The sequence below is a fragment of the Janthinobacterium sp. B9-8 genome, from assembly GCF_000969645.2.
GTDB lineage: Bacteria > Pseudomonadota > Gammaproteobacteria > Burkholderiales > Chitinibacteraceae > Iodobacter.
In genome coordinates this window covers 1,116,922-1,141,227 of the sequence record NZ_CP014222.1, presented here as the reverse complement: position 1 = coordinate 1,141,227, position 24,306 = coordinate 1,116,922, and the positions used below count along the sequence as shown (strand labels likewise).

Here is a 24,306-nt window from a genome sequence, read left to right as displayed (position 1 = left end):
AAAACCCGCAGTTTACACGTCGTAAATGAGGATTTTGAGCCATTTTTTCGACGCGTAGCTAGTGCATAGCTAGCAGTAATCGGCACTCGCAGTCGCTTTGCAACTACCTCACATTGAGAGATCACCATGTCAGAAAAACCAGTTAACAAGTACCCTGTCAACTTACTCGACACCCCATTTCCTATGCGTGGCGATCTGGCTAAACGCGAACCGGGCTTTTTAAAAGACTGGCAAGACAATGAGCTCTACCAAGCTATTCGCAGTAAGGCAAAAAAAGAAAACCGCCCTCAGTTTATGCTGCACGACGGCCCGCCGTATGCCAATGGCGATATTCATATTGGCCACGCCGTTAATAAAATTCTGAAAGACATCATTATCAAAGCCAAAACGCTTGATGGCTTTGACGCGCCTTATGTGCCGGGCTGGGATTGCCACGGCCTGCCGATTGAACATCAGATCGAAAAAATCGTTAAATTTGACAAGCAAGCACTGGCTGCCAATCCGAGTATTTTTGAGCGTGTACAAGAATATCGTAAAGCCAACGGCCTTGATCCTAAGGAAACACGTCTGCCTGCGGCATTTACCCGTGAGCTATGCCGCGATTACGCAGCCATCCAGATCGAGCGCCAAAAAGCCGACTTTATTCGCCTAGGCGTTTTAGGTGACTGGAATAACCCTTACCGCACGATGGATTTCAAAACCGAGGCCGATATTGTTCGCACCTTAGGTAAAGTGCACGCCAATGGCTATCTGATCCGCGGCCAGAAGCCCGTTCACTGGTGTGTGGACTGTGCCTCGGCACTGGCTGAAGCCGAAGTGGAATACGAAGATAAAGTATCCCCAGCCATTGATGTGGGCTTCCGTGTTGTAGATAACACGGCCCTGTCCCTTGCCTTTGGCGGCGTTACCGTTGGCGATACACCCGCTTTCGCGCTGATCTGGACCACCACCCCGTGGACTCTACCTGCCAACCAAGCCGTATCGGTCCACCCCGAGCTGGTTTACGATTTAATCGCCACGCCTAAAGGCCTGTTGATTTTAGCGCGTGACTTGGCCGAAGCGACCATCAAACGCTACGACATCGAAACCACCGAAGTGATCGCCCAAGCTAAGGGTGCTGCGCTGGAATTCCTGCAATTGCAACACCCTTTCCTAGAGCGCGTGGTGCCGATTATTTGCGGTGATCATGTCACCACGGATGCCGGTACAGGCCTCGTACATACTGCGCCCGCACACGGTTTGGAAGACTATGTAGTGGGTTGTAAGTATAAAATCCCAACGGACAACCCTGTTGGCAACGATGGTCGTTTTTATAGCAATATTGAATTCTTTGCAGGTAAAACAGTCTGGGAAGCCAATCCGCTGGTGCTTGCACTACTGGAAGAGCGTGGCGCGCTGTTTGCCAGCAAAAAACTGGAACACAGCTATCCACACTGCTGGCGCCATAAAACCCCGATCATTTTCCGCGCCACCAGCCAATGGTTTATCGGCATGGAAACCGCAGGCGTTGAGGGAAAAACCCTCAGATCGCAAGCTAATGCAGCCGTTGATACAACTGAATTCTTTCCGGCCTGGGGCCGTGCACGCTTAGAAGCCATGATTAAAAACCGCCCGGACTGGTGTGTTTCACGCCAACGTAACTGGGGCGTGCCAATGACTTTCTTTGTGCACAAAGAAACCGGCGAATTGCACCCTAATTCGGGCGAGCTGCTCGAGATTGTTGCCAAACGCATCGAGCAAGAGGGAATCGAAGCATGGTTCAGACTTGATGCCACTGAATTGCTCGGCAAAGACGCGGTTTATTACGACAAGCTCAAAGACACGCTGGATGTATGGTTTGATTCTGGCTCTACCCACTATGCCGTACTGCGTCAGCGGCCGGAGCTGAGCTGGCCTGCTGATTTGTATCTGGAAGGCTCTGATCAGCACCGTGGCTGGTTCCAGTCATCCTTGCTCACGGGTTGCGCAACGGAAGGCCGTGCGCCTTACAAGCAATTGCTCACCCACGGCTTTGTCGTGGATGGCAAAGGCTTAAAGATGTCCAAATCCAAAGGCAATGTGATTGCTCCGCAAACCGTAATTAACCAGCTGGGCGCAGATATGTTGCGCCTCTGGGTAGCGTCAACCGATTACTCGGGGGAACTAACCATTTCTGACGAGATTCTGAAACGCACTGCTGATTCCTATCGCCGCATCCGTAACACCCTGCGCTTCTTGCTGGCAAATATTTCTGATTTTGGCGCCGAAAACCTGCTGCCCGCCGAAGAACTGCTGCAACTTGATCGCTACGCCTTGGTTGAGCTGGCCGCCTTCCAGCAAAAAATCACCGCGCTGTACGATAAATACGAGTTCCACCTTGCGGTGCAAGAAATCCACGCTTACTGCTCGGAAGGCTTGGGCTCTTTCTACCTCGATATTATCAAAGACCGCCTCTACACCATGGGCGCGGATAGCCGTGGCCGTCGCTCTGCGCAAACTGCGCTCTGGCATATCAGCCAGGCACTGGTTCGCCTGCTTGCACCGATTTTGTCTTTCACCGCACATGAAGCATGGGGCGCGCTCAAGAACGAAGAAAACGTGTTTTTATCGGCCTGGCACACCGTGCCTGCGGTCAGTGACGCAGAGCAACTGAACGCACGCTTTGTGCTAGTTCGCGAAGTTCGCGCCGCGGCACAAAAAGAAATCGAACTCCAACGAGCGGACGGCAAACTAGGCTCCAGCCTACAGGCTGAAGTTGAAATCACCGCCGCAGGCGACACTTACACCGCATTGGCAGATTTAGGCGACGAGCTGAAATTTGTGCTGATTACTTCGCAAGCCCGCTTAGTGAAGGGTAACGCCACCCAAATCAGCGTCAGCGCGTCTACTGCGGCTAAATGTGATCGCTGCTGGCATTACACCGCCAGCGTAGGCACGCACGCCGAGCACAGCACGCTGTGTAGCCGTTGCAATGACAATCTGTTCAAGCAAGGCGAGGTTCGAGCCCATGCTTAAAAGCGGCTTAGGGCGCTGGCTTGCCATCGCCCTTCTGGTGCTGATCCTCGATCAGGCCAGCAAACATACGATAGAGGCGCTGTTTCAGTTTGGCGAGCAGCGCGCCATTATTCCGGGATTCTTTAACCTGACACTAGCTTATAACCCGGGTGCAGCGTTTAGTTTTCTGGCAGATGCGGGCGGCTGGCAGCGTTATTTCTTTACGGCGCTAGCGCTGGGCGTGTCGGTGTTTATTGTGTTTTTACTTAAAAAACACCACGCAGAAACACGCTACGCCCTCGCCATGTCGCTGATTCTGGGCGGCGCGCTCGGCAATGCCATTGATAGAATGCTGTTGGGCCATGTGATCGATTTTATTCAGGTTCATTATCAGCAACGCTGGTACTACCCAGCCTTTAATATTGCGGATTCAGCGATTTGTATTGGTGCAGTATTAATGGTGATCGATTCATTCCGCCGTGAAACGCCATCGGAGAAAACAGTATGACGATGCAAATTATTTTGGCTCAACCACGTGGTTTTTGTGCAGGGGTAGACCGTGCCATTGCCATCGTTGAAAAAGCCTTAGAGAAATTCGGCGCGCCGATTTATGTACGCCACGAAGTGGTTCACAATAAATTTGTGATTGAAGACCTCAAGAAAAAAGGTGCTATTTTTGTTGAAGATCTGGCCGATGTGCCTGCTGGCAATACGCTGATTTTCTCGGCACACGGCGTTTCACAGGCGGTACGCGCCGAAGCGGCTGAGCGTGGGCTGTCTATTTTTGATGCCACTTGCCCGCTGGTCACCAAGGTGCACCTCGAAGTCAAACGCATGCGCGAGCAAGGCTTTGAAATCGTGATGATTGGCCATAAAGGCCATCCTGAAGTGGAAGGCACGATGGGCCAGGCTCAGGGCGGCATGTATCTGGTAGAAGAAGTCAGTGATGTAGCCACTTTACAAGTGTCCAGCGAAAAGCTGGCCTACGTCACCCAAACCACGCTATCAGTTGATGATGCGCAAATCGTAATTGATGCCTTACGCGCAAAATTCCCAAGCATCGTTGGCCCAAAGAAAGACGATATCTGCTACGCCACGCAAAACCGTCAGGATGCCGTCAAGCATTTAGCCAAAGAAGTCGATGTGGTCGTTGTCGTTGGCTCGCCAAATAGCTCTAATTCCAACCGCCTACGAGAAGTCGCCGCCAATCTGGGAATTGATTCCTATATGGTCGACAACGCCAGCGAGCTGAAAGCCGAGTGGTTTACAGGCAAGCAAAATGTCGGCGTGACCGCTGGTGCTTCTGCCCCGGATATCTTGGTACAGCAAGTGATTGCACAGGTAGAACAATTTGGCGCAGGCCATATCCGCCAAATGGACGGCATCGAAGAAAACGTCATCTTCTCGCTACCTAAGGGCCTAGTGTAAGCCAACTGCAGCTTAGAGCTTACACTCATCAAAAAAGATCTGTAGACACAGCGCTAAATAAGAACACAGAGCGCACAGAGAAAAAACTTAAGATTGATCGTGTCCATGCTTTTAGCTGCGATCTTTTTTGGTACGCGGCAAGACGTACCCCTCATTTCTCTGTGTCCTTACTTTATCTGCGTGTCTACAGACCTTAGGGTTAATGTTTTTATCATTTCTAAGGCCTCCCACGCCGCATGACCTCTCGCACCGACTGCTTCCACTGTGGCGAAACACTTAGCCCAGAATCCTTCCCGATTATTTATCGCAATATCGAGCAGCCCACTTGCTGCGCCGGATGTCAGGCGGTTGCCAATACCATTATTCAAAGCGGGCTGGAGAGCTACTACAGCCAGCGAGATCAACCTGCAGATCGTGCCAAGCCACTGCCTGACGAGCTACTCGCTCAGCTACACCTCTTCGATGATGCTAGCTTGCAAGCCAGCTTTGTACTCAATGTAGATGCCGATATTCGTGAAGCATCACTCATCATCGAGGGCATTAGCTGCGCCGCCTGCATCTGGCTGAATGAACGCCATATCCAGCGATTACCGGGCGTGCTGTCCGCCAGCATAAACTACAGCACCCACCGCGCCCGAGTACGATGGGATGATCGAAAAATCCAGCTCTCCACCATTTTGCAAGCCGTTGCCGCCATCGGCTACCGCGCTCAGCCTTACGATCAGGCAAGACAAGAAGAAGGCTGGCAGAAGCAGCGTAAAAGTGCGCTCTTCCGGCTTTGGGTAGCAGGGCTATCCATGATGCAAGTCATGATGTTTTCTGTGCCGATTTATATGTCGAAAGCGGGTGAAATTGCGCCAGAGTGGCTGTATCTGATGCACTGGGCGAGTTTAATCCTTACTCTGCCCGTGGTTCTTTACTCCGCCACCCCTTTTTATATTTCCAGCTGGCGCGATTTAAAACGCCGCCGTACCGGCATGGATTTACCGATTGCTATAGGCGTGCTCGCCACATTTATCGCCAGCAGCTATTCGCTTATCACAAACCACGGCGAAATCTATTTTGATTCGGTATCGATGTTTGTCTTTTTACTGCTGACAGGCCGCTATCTGGAAATGAGCGCAAGGCGCAAAGCAGGCGCGGCAACCGAGCAGCTAGTTAAGCTGATCCCTGCTTTTGCCCACAAAATAGACGCGCAAGGCACGATTGAAGTCACTGTAAACAGCCTGCAAATTGGCGAACAGATTTTAGTTAAATCCGGCGAAACGATTCCGGTCGATGGCATTATTCGGCAAGGCTCGGGGGAGGTCAGTGAAGCACTGCTTACCGGTGAAAGCCTTGCCATCCGCAAATCTGCAGGCATGCAAGTCACGGGGGGCACGCTTAATTTAGCCTCCCCTCTGCATATCGAAGTCAGCCAGGTTGGCGAAAACACCCGTCTTGCAGCCATTGTGCGTTTGCTCGATCAGGCCCTCGCACAAAAACCGCGTCTTGCCCTGCTGGCCGAACAGGTATCTGGCTGGTTTGTCAGCATCTTGCTGATCACCGCCGCACTGGCTTGGTTGTACTGGCACTGGCACGACCCGATCCACGCCCTGCCCATTATGGTGTCGGTACTTGTGATCTCCTGCCCCTGTGCACTGGCTCTGGCTACGCCTGTAGCCCTGACTGCCGCCACAGGACACTTAGCTCAGCTCGGGCTCATGGTGGCGCGTAGCCCCGCCTTAGAGACGCTGGCGCAAATCAGCGATGTGATGCTCGACAAAACCGGCACACTCACCCACGGCGAGCCCCGTATCCAGCGATACATCGCCAGCCATGCTTCAGAAGAAAACGCACGCGCCATTGCCGCATCGCTGGAAGCGGCCTCGGCTCACCCCTTAGCCCGCGCCTTTCTCATGCCAGACTCGCCTCTCGCACAAAAAATGCAAACCTATCCCGGTGGTGGCTTAAGCGGCCTTGTAAATGACGAGCTGTATTTTATTGGCCACCCTGATTTTGTAAATCGCCAATGTGCCATGCTAATGCCAGAGGCCATCCGGCAAGCAGAAGGCAGCTTAATTGCACTAGCCAGCACCCGCACATGGCTGGGCGCGTTTATTGTGGCAGACACATTACGAGACGATGCAGCAGCTTCAATTCAAGCGCTACGTGATGCAGGCTTACGTTTGCACCTTGTATCGGGCGATAGCAACGCTACCGTGCAAGCTTTGGCTTTGAACATGCATATTGAAAACGCTGTCGGCAGAGCAACACCCGGCGATAAGTTGGCTTACATCAACACCCTGCAACAGCAAGGGCGCCGAGTTTTGATGATTGGGGATGGTGTCAACGATGCCCCCGTTTTAGCGAAAGCCGATGTATCCATGGCCATGGGGGCGGGTGTCGATGTCGCCCATGCAGCAGGCGATATGGTGCTGCTTAATAATCAGCTGGATCGCCTCCCCAAAGCGCTGGCTTTAGCCAAAAAGACACGCAATATTATTCGTCAGAATTTAATTTGGGCCATTGCTTACAATCTTGCCGCATTGCCGCTGGCCGTTACCGGCCAGATTACTCCGTGGCTGGCCAGCTTAGGCATGGCGTGCAGCTCGCTGCTAGTGGTGCTTAATGCGTTGCGCCTTAAAGGGAAGTTCTAGATGGAAAGCCTTTATTTACTAATTCCGCTTTCTGTCTTACTGGTGTTTTTTATCGGCATTATTTTCTGGTGGTCAGTAAAAGGGGGGCAATTTGATGATATGGAGGGGCCAGGCTGGCAGATTTTGCAAGATGATGACAGCATGCTCGCAGAGGAAAGTTCCACTGACGAAAGAAAAAACAAGGAATTTAAGTCCGACGGAGTGTAAAATGCCGCGATCTGATGAAAGGCATTGATGTTCGTCAATAAGAATGCGGACTGAAGCAGATAAAGTTCAGTTGGCATAATTACATAAGAAATATTCACGACCAGCAAAAAACTAGTTTTTCCTTACAGCTAGTTAAATGCAGACAGGTTGTTCATTTTTCAAGTCACACATTTCAAAGTCCAAGCTGTTGGAGATCAATCGGAGCTCGCATGGAACACCTAGGTACATACAACTACAAAGTGGTGCGGCAATTTGCCATCATGACCGTCATTTGGGGGATTGTCGGGATGCTGGTTGGCGTGATCATCGCCGCCCAGATGTACTGGCCGGAACTTAATTTTGGCCCTTACTTTCATTTTGGCCGCTTGCGCCCATTGCATACTAATGCGGTTATTTTTGCGTTTGGTGGCAGCGGTTTATTCGCGACCTCGTATTACGTAGTTCAACGCACCTGTAATGTGCGCTTGATCTCCGACAAGCTGGCTGCCTTCCATTTCTGGGGCTGGCAGCTAGTGATCGTCCTAGCCGCAATCACCTTACCCATGGGTTATACCCGTGGTAAAGAGTATGCCGAGCTGGAATGGCCGATTACATGGCTGATCGCTGTGATCTGGGTTGCTTACGCGATTGTGTTTTTTGGCACGATTGCCAAGCGCAAAGTAAAGCATATCTATGTGGCTAACTGGTTTTATGGTGCGTTCATTCTGGCCGTTGCCCTGCTGCATATTATTAACGGCTTAGCGATTCCTGTTTCTGCCACCAAGTCCTACTCGGTTTATTCGGGTGCGGTTGATGCCATGGTGCAATGGTGGTATGGCCACAATGCGGTCGGTTTCTTCCTGACTGCAGGCTTCTTGGGCATGATGTATTACTTTGTGCCAAAGCAAGCGGGTCGTCCGGTTTACTCCTATCGCCTGTCTGTTGTGCACTTCTGGGCGCTGTCGTTCACCTATATGTGGGCTGGCCCTCACCATCTGCACTACACCGCACTGCCTGACTGGACTCAATCACTGGGTATGGTGTTCTCTTTGATTCTGCTGGCACCAAGCTGGGGCGGGATGATCAACGGGATTATGACGCTATCAGGTGCATGGCATAAGCTGCGTACCGATCCAATCCTGAAATTCCTCGTTACTGCGTTGTCGTTCTACGGTATGTCTACTTTTGAAGGCCCAATGATGGCCATCAAAACAGTCAATGCACTCTCGCACTACACAGATTGGACCATTGGTCACGTTCATTCCGGCGCTTTAGGCTGGGTAGCGATGATTACCATCGGCTCGATTTACTACCTGATTCCGCGCTTATTTAATAAAGAAGAAATGTATTCGGTGAAGCTGATCGATACCCACTTCTGGATTGCAACCATCGGTGTGGTGCTCTACATCTCTTCCATGTGGATTGCCGGTGTAACACAAGGCCTGATGTGGCGCGCAGTCAATACAGACGGCACTTTAACTTATGCGTTTATTGATTCAGTTAAAGCATCGTACCCGTATTACTTTATCCGTTTCTTAGGTGGCCTGTGCTTCTTGTCGGGCATGTTCTTAATGCTTTACAACGTGCTGCGTACCGCTTTTTCGGGCCAAGCCGTCGATGCCAAAATTCCGGCCATCGCCCAACACGCCTGATCGAGGGGAGAGAAAACCATGAAAAACTTTATGAACCAGCTGCAATCGCGGGTTGAACAAAACGTTGCTTATTTGATTATTCTAACGTTGCTGACGCTCAGCGTTGCCATGCTGGTAGAAATTTTACCGCTGATGTTTAGCAACTCCACCACCAAACCGATTGCCGGGGTAAAGCCTTACACCGCACTGGCTCTGGCTGGGCGCGATATCTATGTGCGTGAAGGCTGTTACAACTGCCACTCACAAATGATTCGCCCTTTCCGTGCAGAAACAGAACGCTATGGCCATTACTCGGTAGCAGGTGAATCGGTTTACGATCGTCCGTTCCAATGGGGTTCGAAACGCACCGGGCCGGATCTGGCACGTGTTGGCGCTCGCTACTCTGATGAATGGCATCGTGCACACTTGATGAACCCGCGTGATGTAGTGCCCGAATCCAATATGCCTGCCTTCCCATGGCTGGCTGCAAACAAAGTGGATTCGGCAGCTCTCCCCGCCAAAATGGCTGCACTGCGTAAGCTGGGCGATCCTTACACCGACGCGGATATCAAAGGTTCGATCGCCGCAACGGAAGGCAAAACAGAAATGGAAGCAGTGATTTTCTACCTACAAGGCTTGGGTCTTGCACTCAAGAACAAGAGGTAATTCATCATGGAAATACTAAACGATCTGCGCGTGCTTTCTACCGTAGCCAGTTTTATCTGCTTTGTTGGCATCATCATTTGGGCCTGCAGCAAAAATAGCAAAGCATCCTTTGATGAAGCGGCCAATCAGCCGTTCCTTGATGATGATCTGCCCTCATCAAACAAGACCTCCTGATTTCTAGAGGATATAAAAAATGACAGATTTTCAAAGTATCTTTTGGAATTATTGGATCGCGATCATTGTGATCGGCGGTATTGTAGCGATGACTTTGCTCCTGATGAGCCAAGGCGTTGTTAAGCTTAAAAAAGGTGAAAACGCCGATGTAACCGGCCACAAATGGGATGGCGATCTAGAGGAATACAACAATCCGCTACCAGGCTGGTGGGTCATGATGTTCTATATGACCATTGTTTTTAGCGTGGTTTACCTTGTACTCTACCCGGGTATCTGGGGTGGCGTCTGGAAATGGACTTCTAGCAATCAGTACGGTAAAGAGGTTGTACAAGCCGATTCTAAATATCAGCTCTTGTACGATAAGTACTCCAAAATGCCGATTGCTAGCATTTCAAAAAATCAGGATGCAATGGATATGGGTAAACGCCTGTACCTTACATACTGTATCCAGTGTCATGGTGCAGATGCGCGAGGTGCAAAAGGTTTTCCTAACCTGACCGATGGCGAATGGCTGCACGGTGGCACACCAGAAAAAATCCTGGAAACCATTGCCAATGGCCGTCACGGACAAATGCCTGCGTTTGGTGCCGTTTTTGGTGAAGAAAAAGTAAAAGACGCGGCCAACTATGTATTACAGCTGGCAGGCAAGCCACGTAATGAATTGCGTGCCAGCCGTGGCGCAGAGACGTTCAAACAAGTCTGTGTGGCATGTCATGGCGTGGAAGGCAAAGGCAATCAGGATTTAGGGGCGCCTAATCTGACTGACAACAACTGGCTGTATGGTGGCTCTGAAGCGGTCATTATTGAGACCATCACCAATGGTCGCAGCAATGTGATGCCTGCCTGGAAAGAATTCCTGGGCGATGCCAAAGTGCATTTACTGGCTGGCTATGTTTACGGTCTTTCCAACAAGGAAAAAGCGAAGTAGGAAAACATATAGGGTGGGCAGGTGTGCCCCCCTAGTGCTTTAAACGGGCGGGCTTATCCCGCCCGTTTTCCTTGATCGAAATGCTTTGCGCGAGCGTTACGCTGCCGCAAGCCATTTTGCTTGGAGTAGTGAAAATGAGTAAAAAATTACGAGATATTCCCGTCACCGTGATCCAGGACGATGGTGAATACGAAGAAATCCACCTCTACAGCAAGCATAAAAAAATCTACCCCCGCTGGGTAAACGGTTTGTTTAATCGCTGGCGTATTCTATTTGTTGTCATCACTCAACTGTTCTTTTATGGCATGCCCTGGATTCAAATGAATGGCCGTCAGGCGCTGCTATTTAATTTGAACGAACACATTTTTTACATCTATGGCTTTGTATTTCTGCCACAAGACTTCATCTACCTCACCGCCCTGCTCTTAGCCAGTGCCATTGGTCTTTTTGCCTGGACCACCGCAGGCGGACGGCTTTGGTGTGGCTACGCCTGTCCGCAAACCGTCTACACCGAGATTTTTCTCTGGATAGAAAAATGGGTGGAAGGCGATCGAATGGCCCGCATCAAACTTGATACCGCACCACTCAGCGCAAGGAAAATCCGTTTAAAAGTAAGCAAACACAGCATCTGGATTTTGCTATCGCTCTGGACAGGTTTCACTTTTGTTGGTTATTTCACGCCGATTGTGGATCTGTGGGCAGAAGCAAGCCGGTTTAATCTCAGCGCGTGGGAAACCTTCTGGGTTTGCTTTTATGGCTTCGCCACTTATGGCAATGCCGGTTGGATGCGTGAGCAAGTCTGTAAATATATGTGCCCCTATGCGCGCTTTCAAAGCACGATGTTTGATGCAGATACCCTGATTATTTCTTACGATGCCGAACGCGGCGACCCTCGCGGCAGCCGTAAGAAAGGGACCGATTACAAAGCCGCCGGCCTTGGCGACTGCATCGATTGCACGGTGTGCGTACAGGTTTGCCCTGTGGGGATTGATATCCGCGATGGCTTACAATACGAGTGCATCGGCTGTGCCGCCTGTATTGATGCCTGTGATGAAATTATGGATAAAATGCAATATCCACGCGGGCTGATACGCTACACCACCGAAAACGCACTAGAGCATAAATACCCGGAACGCGACATCATCAAAAAAATCACTCGTCCACGGGTGATGATGTATGTGCTGGTGCTGATTATCATTCTGGGCATTACCGTTGGCTCTTTAGCCATGCGTAAGCCGATCAAAGTGAATATCTCTCGTGACCGGGTCGCCATGGTGCGAGAAGCTGACGATGGCTGGCTGGAAAATAGCTATCGCTTACAAATTCAAAATGCCGATGAAAAAGCCCATAGCTATATCATCACCACCGATGGCTTACCCAACTCAAGAACCATTGTGGAAGGCAGCGGTCAGATCTTTGTTGAAGCCACAGCCAGCCAGGATATTGGCGTGCGCGTACAAGTAGAGCCAGGCAAAGCAGGCCCCGGCGGGCATGAAATGCACTTCATTATTACCGCAACGGATAACCCAGCGATCACGGCACGAGAAAAATCCAGTTTTATAGGAAGATAAAATGCAAGTAGAAACAATTGAACCTTGGTATAAGCACCGTCATGTATGGCTGCTGATTCTTTTTCCTGCGGTGGCCGTCATCGGCGGGATCAACTTGTTTTTTCAGGCGGTACAAAGTGACGACGGCTTAGTCAGCGATGATTACTACAAAGAAGGCCAGGAAATCAACAGCCAGATTCATCGGGATAGTAAGGCAGCCGCGCTGGGCCTAAGCGGCCAGCTGATGCTGGGCGCTGATGGTAAATCGATCCGTATTCATCTGAATAAAGCGGTCAACGACAATCTGGTGCTCAAACTGATGCACCCCACCCGTGCAGGAAAAGATCAAACCATTATCCTGAGCAAAGAAGCGCCGCAGTTTTATGTGGGCAAGCTAGAAAATGCCCTCACCCAGCCGCGCTGGCAAGTAGAGCTGGCGGATACGCAAAAGCATTGGCGCTTAAAAGCCGAATGGACCATTAGCGATGCCGAAGCCCTGGCGCTCACCCCTACTTTGTAGGCATCACCCCATAGCCCGCCTGCACCGCGGGCTATTTTTTTGCCACCACCTGACTAAGCCATTACACATTCTCCTTGCTCGCCGACAAACTATGCAAACAGGCTATTAAATGTCATACAATTGGCCATTGTCTTTGGACCAAGCTCTGTGCGCGAATTTATTCTCAATACTCAGTGGCATGAAATTATGGGCGTTGGCGTGCTATTTTTTGCCGCCCTGTATTTTGGCTTTGGCGCACTCACCTGGTTTTTAAGCCATCAGCTTTTGCCTAGAATTGCCTATGGCCATGCACTAGACCCCCGGCCACAAGGCCCACAGCAGCTCACTCGCGAGCTAAGCCAATCAATACTCACCATTATTTTATTTGGCACAGGGATGATTTTCCCTTGGGGCATGCTGCAGCTAGGCTGGGCGCAGCTCGCCCTTCATGCTTCAGGCATGCAGATAGCCACCGAGATCTTCGTCTTAGTGATCTGGAATGAAATCCATTTTTATCTCAACCACCGCTTACTGCACACCCGCTGGCTAAAGCGCTTTCATTTGCCTCACCATCGCTCGATAGTGACCACACCTTGGTCTACTTATAGCTTTCACCCTGTTGAAGCCATCATGCTAGGCAATGTGATTATGCTACCGATGCTAATGCATGATTTCTCGATTTACTCGCTCGCTGCCGTTCCCGTTTTTAGTATTATTTTTAATAATATCGGTCATTCCAATTACGATTTTTTACCCGATGCCAATCATGATCGCTGGTGGCTCAATGGCGCGCGCCGCCATCATCTACACCACGCCTGTTATCACGGCAATTACGGCTTTATGTTTCCGTTTATGGATCGCCTGTTAAACACCGCTCTACCCGCAGATGCCGCCAATAAGCAGATCGAGCGCAATGCTTAGGAGTAAACGCGATTGGCAAAGCCTGCTCTATCTCATCCTGCAGCCGCTGCTGGTCATTTGGCTATGGCGCACTGGGCTAGCCTCCCTGATCAATCAGATTCTCTTTGCCATCATGCTGTTTCTTACCCTCGGCATTGGCGTAATTCACCACAATCACGCCCATTTACGAATGTGGCGCAGTAAATCGCTCAATCGAATCAGCGATTTTTGGATCACGCTCTTGCAAGGCCACCCCACTTTTGTGTTTTATCCGGCGCATATCCGCAATCATCACCGCCACCGCCACGGCCCTAAAGATGTAGCACGCACTTATCGCTTTGGTCGCGACAGTAACGATCTGACCGGCTATCTTTTGCACCCCCTGCAAGCCACAGTCGTACTCTATCCGCTCTTTGTAAACTGGCTACTGAGCTTAAAGCGGTGGCATGCTGGCGTGTTTTATTACTGCCTGTGTCAATACGCCACCGTGCTCTTGCTATGGGGCGTTCTGGCCTGGCTGAACTGGCAAAAATTTCTTATCTTTGTCTTACTACCCCAGCTCCATGGCCTGCACTGGCTACTGGCCACCAATTACCTGCAACATGCCCATGCCGATGGCAACTCAAACATTAATTTTGCCCGCAACTTTGAAGGCTGGGTCAACCCGCTGCTATTTAATATCGGCCTGCATACCGCGCACCATCTCCACCCGCGCGCGCACTGGTCAGAGCTAAGCCACCTCCACCCACAATACCGCGAACAAATCGATCCGCGCCTCAACGCTGGCCCTTTGCTCTGGTATATGTGCCGCAGCTATTTTCTAAGCCTGATCTGGCCACGCTGGCGCAGTCAGAGCTTGATGAGCCATACCAAGGAATCCTGATGCCTATTCAGTTTGAACACGTTTACCTTAACGCAGCGGGCCTCCATCTACCCGGGCCAGCTATCAACAATGAAGAGATGGATGCCTTTATTGCTCCCATCAACCGCATTTCTATGCGAATAAAAAGCCGGATTTTGGCTGAAAATGGTATCCAAACACGGCATTACGGCATTGATGCACAGGGCCAAACCATTGAAAACCATGCCCAGATAGCCGCTGCCGCAGTCCATCAGTGTTTAGATCGAGCACAGACCTCTCTCAGCGACGTGACTTTATTAGCCGTTGGCTCATCAGGGGGCGACGCGCTCATGCCGGGCTTTGCCAATATGATTCAGGGCGAGCTCGCAGCGCCGCCCATGCAAACTGTTTCCTGCCAAGGCGTATGTGCAGCAGGCGTCAGCGCCATTGAATTTGCCGCGCAAGCCATTGAGCTTGGTTCGCACCAACAAGCGCTGGCTGTGGCCGCCGAAATGCCATCACGCATGTTCAAAAAAAGCCGCTTTGCCCCGCGCGGCTATCAAAGTGATTTTGACGCGCACTTTTTGCGCTGGATGCTATCCGATGGTGCCGGTGCGCTGCTACTCAGCCGCCAGCCCAAGACAGGGCTGAATATCAAGCTTAAATGGATTCATCAAAAGAGCTTTTCTGGCGATTATCCAGTGTGTATGCAGCTGGGGCTGACGACAGATCGTAACCAATCTTTCCTAGATTTTGCTTCTTCTAGCGAGGCCGAAGCGGCTGGCGCAATGTCGCTGCGCCAGGATATCCGCATGTTGCCGCAGCTGTTTGATGTGTGCATTCATGAATACGTAAAGCTGGTTAATAAAGGCTGGATTAAATCGACCGACATCGACCATTTTCTTTGCCATTATTCATCGGCTAAATTTATGCCGGTGGTGGAAGAGCTGCTCGCCAAAGCGGGGCTGAGCATCCCGCCAGAGCGCTGGTATAGCAATCTGGAAACGCGCGGCAACACCGGTGCTGCATCTATCTTTATTATGCTGGCCGATTTTTTACAGACCAAGCCGCTTAAGGCTGGTGAAAAGATTTTCTGTTTTATTCCAGAATCAGGGCGGATTAGCGCAGCGTATATGTTGTTTGAAGTAGTCGATGGGGACACCAGCAGCCCGCCTATCGCTCCAGTCATCGCCGCCGCCCCCACTGACGCCTTCGAGCCCAATATCCCAGCGCCGCATCAGCCTGAGAATGCCCCACTTGCGCTGCAACCGCTGCTGACTCAGCTAGCCAGCCTATGGCAAGATTATCGCTCGCAAGTCTGGCGCAGCCCTGTGATCTCGCAACTGGTGAGCCAGCGTTTTGATGTGGCAAGCTACCGCAACTGGACTGCAGCTTGGGTACCGCAAGTTCGCGAAGGCAGCTTGTGGATGAGAGAAGCGGCCGCATCGCTAAGTGGCGATTTTGCTCCGCTCGCCAGCCTGATCGAGCTGCACGCTAATGACGAACAACACGATTTTGAAATCTTATATCAAGACTACAAAGCCGCTGGCGGCGAGCTGCCGCTGACCGCACTTAAGCGTAACCCCGGTGGCGAAGCGCTCAATAGTTATCTGCATGCACTCGCCGCAACCCCCAACCCGATCGGTCTATTGGGCGCAATTTATATTATCGAAGGTACAGGTCAGCGTATCGTACCTGCCCTTTTGCCCATGCTGCGCCAGCAAGTGGCCCTCCCGCCGCAAGCCTTTAAATTCTTGGAATACCACGGAGCCAACGACGAACACCATCTGGCCCGCTGGCTGGCCGCAGTAGAAATCACCCTCGCTATCGATCCCAAGGCAGCTACAGCCATACTCAACACCGCCAAACGCTGCGCGCAGCTTTATTTAATGCAGTTTGAGCATATTTAAAAAATGATGTTATGCCGCCAAACCCAAGTCTTGAACCACGGAGGACACAGAGTTTCACGGAGAAAAACAGACTTTGAATTAAGGCGTTTTCCATTGGGTTTTAAGGACTTTTGAAGCTCAGCTAGACTTTAATCACGGCTAGTAGCATGGGGCTTAAATCTCCCCTTGAAGCACGCCGAAACGAGGAACAAGCGGGCGGGATTTCTTTGATGCCTGTCTGAGCGAAGCGAGTTCCGCCGCCGCTGCTCGATTGTCCGCAGTAAGGGGGTTCGTGCTGGCTAGGGCGGCCTTCTTTGCGTACTAGGATTTTCTGGCCGTTCAGAAATCAAATACTTCGCGGGGATCCCGCACCAAAATCAACGTGCCGAAGGCACTAAAAATCGTAGTTTCATCAACATATTGAGCACCCCATGCCTAAAGACGATTTCTTACAAGAAACACACGACCCGCGCGATCCCAATCCTTGGCTTGCCATGTATCTAGATCAAAGCACCCCGCTGCCCGATCATGTAAAACGCGCTTGGCTAAGCGAGCTGGCCTCGCCTTCGCGCCAGTATCTGCTGCCATTTGTGCGGCCTATTGCTCGGCTTTGCATGATTCTGATTCAAATTTTAAAAGTCCTTCTTCCCAAACGCTGGTCTGCCTCGAAAATGCTGCACCGTATTCTGGTGTGGGGGCTAAAGGGCTTTGTGTCGCCAGAAGCCAACTGGCTCATCTTGCGGCACTTTCATTTAGGCGCACAGATTATCGAATTTATCGAGCGCAACGCCCCCATCAGCGTGCCGCTTTCATCGCTACGCCCGCTGACCATTGATGACCTGGCCGACGAGTTGTTTCTGAAACATGATTTAAATCTGTTTAACTTTATCATCCGGCTGGGGCAGGGTTTGCGTAACGAAGGCAAAATGCTTACCGCAGTTGAAAACGTTGACTTCAGCATGATGAGCGAGCCACCACTGGCGCTCACATCCATGCCGCAAGGGCGCTTAAACTGGATTGATGTGCAAACCGCGATTGAAATATTTACGCCGGTTTACCAGCTTTTTCTCACTGATAATGATTTCTGGCGTGCGGCTAACTCGCTGCAAATGGATGAAACCATGGGTGTTTATGTGGCTACCTTGCTCAATACACCGCAACATCTGCTTCTTCTCAATAATAAACACCCGCTGGTCCCGCTCTCTACCCTGCATGCAGGTCATCGGCTGGTGTTGCATGGGCTATCCACCGAAATGCTGCATTGCTTGCTTAGCCAGATGAAACAAGCTCAGGCCACAGCCTAAAAAAATCATTCTTCATAAATAATTTTAACCGCACCGACATAAGGCGATTAAGCCCCTGGATTCAGCAATACCGCGGAGTTCCGCCGCTACAGCGTAACTATTTCGCTAAGCCAATGTTAAATAAGGGAGTTTGACGAAAAAAAACTATCTGTTACTCTAGCTCTCGCTCGAACTTCAGACTGTTCCGTCGTAAAAATCAGATGAGGCCTGCATGGCCTGCTTTTTCGTCAAAACAGCGATTCGCCTTAATAAACGCATGAAATCGGGATTAAACCGACATTCTCCCTGCAAACGGAAGCTTAGGCCCCACAGGCGGCCAGCTCACTCCACTCGGTTATCCTTATGCCACGTATTTTTCAAAAATTGATAAAAAGAATGAGCAATCATTCTGTTAGTATCCCTCCGCATTTTATTTCCCGCAGTTGGCTGATTGTGCTGCTGCCCTCTTTTTTCACCCTCACCGCCTATGGTGTAGCCGAATTCGGACCAAAGGAAGAGCTCACTCTCAATACTCAAACCGAATCTATCGCCACGCCACCCTTAATATTTGCCACGGATAACAGCCCAATCTGGCATGAAAACATCATCCGAGCAGGGGACACGCTCTCTGCCGTGCTAAGCCGACTGAATGTCGATGACAAGCAAGCCAGTCAATTTATTCGCAGCGATCCTAAAGCTAAAATGCTGTTTGAGCTGCACCCCGGCCGCAGCCTGAGGGCAAAAACAGATCGCTCCGGCATGCTGCTGGAGCTGCACTATCTAAATAACAAAAACCAAGAGCTAAAGCTTATCCGTGAAGGCAATGAGTTTGTTTCTTCTATCGAAGAAGCCACGACCCAGCAACATACAGTTGTGAAATCAGGCACGATTAATAGCTCGTTTTACGCCAGCACCGATCAGCTGGATATTCCTGACGATGTAACAAAACAACTGATCGAGATTTTTTCTGGCCAGATCGATTTTCACCGTGGCTTAAAAAAAGGCGATCGCTTTAGTGTGGTTTACGAAAGCTTTACTCACGAAGGGTTGGAAATTAAAACCGGCAAAGTGCTTGCCGCCGAGTTCAGCGATAAAGATAAAACACTACAAGCCATGTGGTATACCCCGCCCGGCAGTGATGAAGGCGCTTATTACACCCCCAATGGCGACAGCTTAAAACAATCTTTCTTGAAAAACCCTGTTGAATTCTCCCGCGTGAGCTCAGGCTTTCAGATGCGCTTTCATCCCGTGCTAAAATCATGGCGGCAACATAAGGGCATCGACTTTGCGGCCTCCACCGGCACCAAGATTATGTCCACCGCCGATGGCATAATCAGCAAAATCACCGAAGACAATAGCGGCTACGGCAAGCATATTGAAATCAGCCATGATGGCAAATACAGTACGCTCTACGCACATATGTCAGCCTTTACTACAGGCTTAAAACAAGGCTCCAGAGTAAAGCAAGGCGATGTCATTGGCCTTGTTGGCGCAACGGGACGCGTCACGGGCCCGCATTTACATTACGAATTTAAAGTAAACGGCCAGCAGGTCGATCCAATCGCACTCAATCTGCCAACAGCCAAGCCGATTGAAAGCCGCTATCTGGCACACTTCAAACCGTTTGCCGAGCAGACTAAAAACCAGCTGGCATTCTTGCAAGGAATCGAGCAGGCACGCGCGCAATAAGCAGATTCAGTATGGATTTGAGATACACCCACAGAGAGATCATCAATTGAACGGGCAACGGCTGTTTTTAGGTTTAATGACGGGCACCAGCTTGGATGGCATTGACGCCGCCCTGGTGGATTTTTCCAGCACGCCACCCCGCTTGATTGCGGCCCAAGGCACCCCATTAAGCGATGATCTGCGCGGCCAGTTGCTCGCCTTGCAGTCCCCTCAGCCCAACGAGCTGCATCTGGCCCAATTGGCCGCCAACGCGCACTCTGATGCCTGCGCCGATGCCATCCATGCCCTGCTGGCAGAGGCAGGCTATGCTGCCAGCGATATTGAAGCCATCGGCAATCACGGCCAAACTATCCGCCACCGGCCAGAATGCGGCTATACCCTGCAAATAGGCAATCACGCCCGCCTTGCCGAAAAAACGGGTATCAGTGTGGTGGGTGATTTCAGATCACGCGATGTAGCCGCTGGCGGGCAAGGCGCGCCGCTGGTGCCTGCGTTTCATCAGGCGCTGTTTGCTAGCCCTGAGCAAAGACGCGCTCTGGTCAATATCGGGGGTATTGCCAATATCTCGCTGCTTATTCCTCATCAACCTACCTGCGGCTTTGATACGGGGCCGGGCAATGTGCTGATGGATTTATGGATTAGCCAGCATCAGGGGCTACGTTACGATAAAGACGGTGCATGGGCCGCAACCGGGCATGTCTTGCCTGATTTATTAGCCCAATGTTTACAAGCCCCCTACTTCGCTCTTAAAGCCCCTAAAAGCACCGGCCGCGATTTGTTTCATCAAGACTGGCTGAGTACCCAGCTGGCCCATCGCAGCGACACGCCCGCCGATGTGCAAGCCACACTCTGCGCCCTGAGCGCCCGCAGCATTGCCGATACACTACGGGATCAACAGATCGATACGCTTTATGTTTGTGGCGGTGGCGCGCACAACCAACGCTTAATGCGCATGCTCGCACTAGAGTTACCGCAAACCAAAATCACCACCACCGAGGCTCTGGGTGTTGCGCCAGACTGGATGGAAACCTACGCCTTTGCCTGGCTAGCAAAATGCTGCATTGATCGCAGCCCCGCCAATCTGCCGGAAGTAACGGGAGCAGAGGGGCAACGTATCCTTGGGGCAATTTGGCCCGCATAAAAACCAAGGGGGCAGCTTCAATAAGAAGCTCCCAAAAAGACTTACAGAAATAGAAAAACAAGCCCTGCCATTCCTCGCCAAGCAAAACAACCATCTCTCTAAATAAATACCCGCACGGCACTAGCCCAAGAACCCCAACGAAACATAATATTCAAACAAAGCGCGCAAAAAGCCGTTCTATAACACCCCCTTCTCAGTTAGACTTGGGCGCAGTTCCCTGCGGATAAGATTTTATGCACCAAACAAACCAGTTCGACCTCCTTAAATCCCGTCGTTTCTTGCCCCTGTTTATTACGCAGTCGCTCGGGGCATTTAATGATAATTTATTTAAAAATGCCTTATTGGTAATGATCACCTTTCACGGCCTGTCTACTGCGGGGCTCAGCGCCAGCGCACTCGTGAATGCCGCAGCGGGTATTTTTATTCTGCCTTTTTTCCTGTTTTCATCTTTTGCGGGGCAATTAGCGGAGAAATACGATAAAGCCCGCGTCGCCCAATGGGTGAAAATGATGGAAATCGGTATTATGCTGGCTGCAGGCATTGGCTTCTGGCTAAAAGACGCAACCATTTTAATGAGCTGCTTATTTATGATGGGCGTGCACTCAGCCCTTTTTGGCCCATTAAAATACTCCATTTTGCCGCAATATTTAAAAGACAAAGAACTACTGGGCGGCAATGGCCTGATTGAAATGGGCACTTTTGTCGCCATTCTTTTAGGGCAAATTGCCGGCACCATGATTATCCAACATCAACCGCATGGGGAATCTTTAATTATCTGGGCCTGCCTAGGTGTGGCTGTTTTAGGCTGGCTGAGCAGCCGCAGCATGCCCGCTGCTCCTGCCCCCGTTAAAGACCTTAAAATAAACTGGAATGTATTTGTTGAAACATGGCAAATTATTAAACATGTAAAACAAAATAAAACCGTATTTAACAGCCTATTAGGGATTTCATGGTTCTGGTTTTTTGGTGCGGTGTATTTAACCCAACTACCCAGCTTATCTAAGAATATTCTTGGAGGCGATGCTTCAGTCTATACCCTGCTGGTTGCGCTTTTTTCAATTGGCGTAGGCCTGGGCTCGGTGCTTTGCGAGCAACTCTCTGGCCGCAAAATTGAACTAGGTTTAGTCCCCTTTGGCTCTTTAGGCCTCTCTTTCTTTGGCATTGATCTCTTTTTTGCCATTGGCCAACCAACAAATACTCATTACACACTAACCGAATTTATTAGCCTGGCATCCCATTGGCGCATCATGGCTGATATTGGCCTGATGGGTGTGTTTGGTGGTTTATTTATTGTGCCACTTTATGCACTCGTGCAAATTCGTACAGAAAAAGAATTTACCTCACGCGCAATTGCGGCCAATAACATTATGAATTCGCTGTTTATGGTCATAGCGGCGGGGATGAGTATTGCGCTATTAAGCAGCGGTGTATCTATCCGTGGTCTGTTACTGATTGTGGCGCTGATGAATATTGGCGTGTCTATTTATATCTACACTTTAATTCCAGAATTTATGATGCGCTTTTTAGTGTGGATTATGACCCACACACTCTATCGGGTGCGCCATCAAGGCCTAGATAATATCCCCGATGAAGGCCCTTGCGTGCTGGTTTGCAATCATGTGAGCTTTATGGATGCCATGATTATTGCAGGTGCAGTGCGACGCCCTGTACGCTTTGTGATGGATCACCGCATTTTTAAAATCCCAATCCTCAATTTCATTTTCCGCACGGCAGGCACGATCCCGATTGCCCCAATGCGCGAAGACCCGAATATGAAGGAGCAGGCCTTTGATAAAGTGGCTCAATATTTAAATGACGGCGAAATCATTTGTATTTTTCCTGAAGGAAAAATCACGCATACCGGTGAAATTAATACATTTAAACCCGGCATTGATGAGATTATTAAACGCACGCCTGTACCGGTTATTCCCATTGCCTTGCAAGGCTTGTGGGGTAGTTTCTTTAGCCGTAAAGACGGCGCAGCCATGATGAAGATGCCGAGTAGTATCTGGGCAAAAATTGGCTTTATTGTGGGCGAGCCTGTTCCGGCTGAATTGGCAAACCGCCAATATCTGGAGCAGCAAGTGAGAATATTGCGAGCCGACCGGCAATAAAAAAACCAGCCAGAGCAATGCTCTGGCTGGTTTTTGCTTTAAAGAGATAAGCCCTATTCCTGGCTAATTACAAATACAGTGACCCAAATCCAATCTACGCCCTTTTCTATCACCGACCCTAATCGCACCATAAATACACGCTCACGCGCCTGCACCCGGTATATTTTATCCGTGCCGTAATCAGCAGAATGCAAAATCAGGGTATTTACATTTTTGCCATCAATTTGATGCGGCAAATAGAGCGCCGTGCGGATATTGGGTAAATCCGCCACACCTAAAGTAGAATCTTCCGCGAGAGAAATTTGCTCTTTACGCTCTTCTTTTTCCATATATAAACTAACAGCAATGGGAGAGAGCGCCAGCGACTGAATCCCGACATAAACTTCGTCATCGCCAAGGCGATTTAAACGCCGGATCACGCCTAAATGCCAGTTTTCCTGCCGACCAAGCCGGTTTGCCACTAAAAGCCCGGGCCTGACCCATTCATTTTCAGAAAGATGAACAACAGCGCCATAGCCACCCACGCTTTCATTCTCAATATTCCAAACATGCCAATCGTTTTGTTTATTTTCAACTATTTTATTAGGCGTGGTTTTTTCTTTGGTTCGTGTTGAAACAAAACCATAGAGGCGCATATCCATGATTTCATCATAATCAACCTGCCCGCGCCCATCTGCCGAAGCTTTTCTGACATTTTTATCATTATCTAGGCGCACGTGGCCAATAATCGAATCTAAGCCGCTGATAATATCGGCAATTTTAGCGACTTTCTTGCGTTCACTTCTTTGCACGACGCTATTACGAATACTCATTAACCAAAAAATATCAAGATGCTTTAATAGCTCAACAGCCAAGGGTGCTGGGCATTCTTTGCCCATACCTAAATCGCGCGGCGTCGCGCCATTTTCTAAACGACGTAAAGTCTCTTCTAATTCATGCATCAAATCATGCAAGCCCCAATACCGGAACGGCTCGCCTTCACTTTCAGCCTGAATTTTTTGCACGCCCTCAGGCGCTTGCAAATTCACACATAAGTGGTAGCGGCCTTCCTGAAACTTGCGTGACATTTGAATTAATTTAGACCATTGATTCAGCCATTGATCGACCCAATCAATTTGCCGTACAGATAAATTATTATTGGATAAAGACCCCAGCATCAGCATTTGAATATATTCATCTGCGCAAGACGTCACCTCTTGAGCATGAGAGGTATAAAGAGGGAAAGGATTACTGTCACAGCCTTCTATTTCGGAAAGGCGATAGAGCTGATGAGATAATGTCCATAATTTAGACGGCACCTTTTCAAAGCGAAAATAATGCCATTTAGCTTGAATTGATAAATAGTGCAGGCTGCGTGCCAATACTTTTGGCATAAGCAATGCAAATTCAGCTTTTTTGCCACTTTCCGTTTCAGACTGCACAAACCGCTGATAAATTCCAGCCATATCCACAGCAAAACTAGTAATTTGCTTCCACAAGCGGCTTTCAATATCTTTAGACATGCGTGGATTAGCAATATATTGATAACACACGGCTTCATACGATGGCTGAGCTGCATCATCAATCAATAGCAGAGCAGAAAGGCTATCCAAAGTAGTCGGCCTTTCCTCGCTCACAAAAGCAGTTACGGCAGCATGAATTTTTAAATGCTGGGATTGCATATCAATTTCTTGCAGACGTTTGCACCATGCTGTAGCCGCTTTCGCATTTACAAATGGCGATTTATCCTTAGAAAAAATGGCAGTCAGAAAATTACGCATAAAATCGCCTATCAG

Annotated in this window: 19 protein-coding genes; 18 read left to right on the top strand and 1 reads right to left on the bottom strand. The window is 50.0% G+C overall.

Annotation, left to right across the window (positions count from 1 at the left end):
* The first annotated feature begins 126 nt into the window (after positions 1–126).
* The 18 genes from ileS to VN23_RS04970 all read left to right on the top strand — a co-directional run bounded on the left by ileS (position 127) and on the right by VN23_RS04970 (position 22,531).
* Positions 127–2,994: an isoleucine--tRNA ligase gene (ileS, locus tag VN23_RS05050; RefSeq protein ID WP_046349950.1), complete on the top strand. Its 2,868-nt coding sequence runs from the start codon at positions 127–129 to the stop codon at positions 2,992–2,994.
* Complete coding sequence (gene lspA / locus VN23_RS05045; RefSeq protein WP_046349949.1) at positions 2,987–3,481, top strand: signal peptidase II; 495 nt, start codon at positions 2,987–2,989, stop codon at positions 3,479–3,481. The genes ileS and lspA overlap by 8 nt, the downstream gene beginning before the upstream one ends.
* The gene (ispH, locus tag VN23_RS05040) at positions 3,478–4,401 is read left to right on the top strand and encodes a 4-hydroxy-3-methylbut-2-enyl diphosphate reductase (RefSeq protein WP_197433021.1); all 924 of its coding nucleotides are present in this window, start codon (positions 3,478–3,480) and stop codon (positions 4,399–4,401) included. The genes lspA and ispH overlap by 4 nt, the downstream gene beginning before the upstream one ends.
* Positions 4,402–4,637: 236 nt before the next feature.
* Complete coding sequence (locus tag VN23_RS05035; RefSeq protein ID WP_046349948.1) at positions 4,638–7,040, top strand: heavy metal translocating P-type ATPase; 2,403 nt, start codon at positions 4,638–4,640, stop codon at positions 7,038–7,040.
* Entirely contained in the window at positions 7,041–7,247 is a 207-nt protein-coding gene (ccoS, locus tag VN23_RS05030; RefSeq protein WP_046349947.1) for a cbb3-type cytochrome oxidase assembly protein CcoS, read from the top strand. It abuts the gene before it with no gap.
* A gap of 209 nt (positions 7,248–7,456) precedes the next feature.
* A complete protein-coding gene (gene ccoN / locus VN23_RS05025; RefSeq protein WP_046349946.1) occupies positions 7,457–8,878 on the top strand; it encodes a cytochrome-c oxidase, cbb3-type subunit I in 1,422 nt (473 codons plus the stop codon).
* 18 nt (positions 8,879–8,896) lie between these two features.
* Positions 8,897–9,523 (top strand): cytochrome-c oxidase, cbb3-type subunit II, encoded by a 627-nt coding sequence (ccoO, locus tag VN23_RS05020; protein WP_231743359.1) that lies wholly within the window; start codon positions 8,897–8,899, stop codon positions 9,521–9,523.
* 6 nt (positions 9,524–9,529) lie between these two features.
* Positions 9,530–9,697 (top strand): cbb3-type cytochrome oxidase subunit 3, encoded by a 168-nt coding sequence (locus tag VN23_RS21260; RefSeq protein ID WP_082752597.1) that lies wholly within the window; start codon positions 9,530–9,532, stop codon positions 9,695–9,697.
* A gap of 19 nt (positions 9,698–9,716) precedes the next feature.
* Positions 9,717–10,625 carry a cytochrome-c oxidase, cbb3-type subunit III gene (gene ccoP / locus VN23_RS05015; protein ID WP_046349945.1) on the top strand — a complete coding sequence of 303 codons (909 nt, stop codon included), beginning with the start codon at positions 9,717–9,719 and terminating at the stop codon, positions 10,623–10,625.
* A gap of 134 nt (positions 10,626–10,759) precedes the next feature.
* Positions 10,760–12,196 carry a cytochrome c oxidase accessory protein CcoG gene (gene ccoG / locus VN23_RS05010; RefSeq protein WP_046349944.1) on the top strand — a complete coding sequence of 479 codons (1,437 nt, stop codon included), beginning with the start codon at positions 10,760–10,762 and terminating at the stop codon, positions 12,194–12,196.
* Between the two features lies 1 nt (position 12,197).
* Positions 12,198–12,695, top strand: a complete 498-nt coding sequence (locus VN23_RS05005) for a FixH family protein (protein ID WP_046349943.1) — start codon at positions 12,198–12,200, stop codon at positions 12,693–12,695.
* Between the two features lie 186 nt (positions 12,696–12,881).
* Positions 12,882–13,595 carry a sterol desaturase family protein gene (locus VN23_RS05000; protein ID WP_046350185.1) on the top strand — a complete coding sequence of 238 codons (714 nt, stop codon included), beginning with the start codon at positions 12,882–12,884 and terminating at the stop codon, positions 13,593–13,595.
* Positions 13,588–14,457 (top strand): fatty acid desaturase, encoded by an 870-nt coding sequence (locus tag VN23_RS04995; protein WP_156455119.1) that lies wholly within the window; start codon positions 13,588–13,590, stop codon positions 14,455–14,457. Before VN23_RS05000 ends, VN23_RS04995 begins: the two co-directional genes overlap by 8 nt.
* Complete coding sequence (locus VN23_RS04990) at positions 14,457–16,325, top strand: StlD/DarB family beta-ketosynthase (RefSeq protein WP_046349941.1); 1,869 nt, start codon at positions 14,457–14,459, stop codon at positions 16,323–16,325. The genes VN23_RS04995 and VN23_RS04990 overlap by 1 nt, the downstream gene beginning before the upstream one ends.
* A 410-nt stretch (positions 16,326–16,735) precedes the next feature.
* A complete protein-coding gene (locus tag VN23_RS04985; RefSeq protein WP_046349940.1) occupies positions 16,736–17,608 on the top strand; it encodes a DUF6999 family protein in 873 nt (290 codons plus the stop codon).
* Positions 17,609–17,983: 375 nt separating this feature from the next.
* Complete coding sequence (locus VN23_RS04980) at positions 17,984–19,276, top strand: M23 family metallopeptidase (protein ID WP_046350184.1); 1,293 nt, start codon at positions 17,984–17,986, stop codon at positions 19,274–19,276.
* Between the two features lie 46 nt (positions 19,277–19,322).
* Positions 19,323–20,417: an anhydro-N-acetylmuramic acid kinase gene (locus VN23_RS04975; RefSeq protein ID WP_257722042.1), complete on the top strand. Its 1,095-nt coding sequence runs from the start codon at positions 19,323–19,325 to the stop codon at positions 20,415–20,417.
* A 233-nt stretch (positions 20,418–20,650) separates the two neighbouring features.
* Positions 20,651–22,531 (top strand): MFS transporter, encoded by a 1,881-nt coding sequence (locus tag VN23_RS04970; RefSeq protein WP_046349939.1) that lies wholly within the window; start codon positions 20,651–20,653, stop codon positions 22,529–22,531.
* Positions 22,532–22,584: 53 nt separating this feature from the next.
* Here VN23_RS04970 and VN23_RS04965 read toward each other — a convergent pair whose 3' ends face one another.
* Positions 22,585–24,291, bottom strand: a complete 1,707-nt coding sequence (locus VN23_RS04965; protein WP_046349938.1) for a hypothetical protein — start codon at positions 24,289–24,291, stop codon at positions 22,585–22,587.
* Positions 24,292–24,306: the final 15 nt, after the last annotated feature.